This is a genomic window from Acidisphaera rubrifaciens HS-AP3 (genome assembly GCF_000964365.1).
In the GTDB taxonomy this organism is placed as follows: Bacteria; Pseudomonadota; Alphaproteobacteria; order Acetobacterales; family Acetobacteraceae; genus Acidisphaera; species Acidisphaera rubrifaciens.
On the sequence record NZ_BANB01000958.1, the window covers coordinates 1 to 339 of the forward strand.

Sequence of the window (339 nt, forward strand, 5' to 3'; positions counted from 1 at the left end):
CCCGCGGCACCCCGCCCGCCGCCGGCCCGCGATCGGCCATCACGGTCGGGAGACACCGCGTGACCGCCCCTCACCTGGTTTATTTCGCCGACCCCATGTGCTCCTGGTGCTGGGGCTTCTCGCCGGTGATCGACGCGATCACCGCGCGCTTCGGGCAGGCGCTGCCGATCCGCCTTGTGCTCGGCGGCCTGCGCCCCAGCACCACCACGCCGATGGACGACCGGACGCGCGAGGAGGTGCGCCATCACTGGCAGCACGTCCACGACGCGTCCGGACAGCCCTTCGACTATGGCTTCTTCGACCGCCCGGCCTTCGTCTACGACACCGAGCCGGCGAGCC

Annotated in this window: 1 pseudogene; it reads left to right on the forward strand. The window is 72.0% G+C overall.

Annotation, left to right across the window (positions count from 1 at the left end):
- Positions 1-59 precede the first annotated feature (59 nt).
- Positions 60-339: pseudogene (locus B8460_RS19355) on the forward strand (DsbA family protein); the annotation flags it as partial.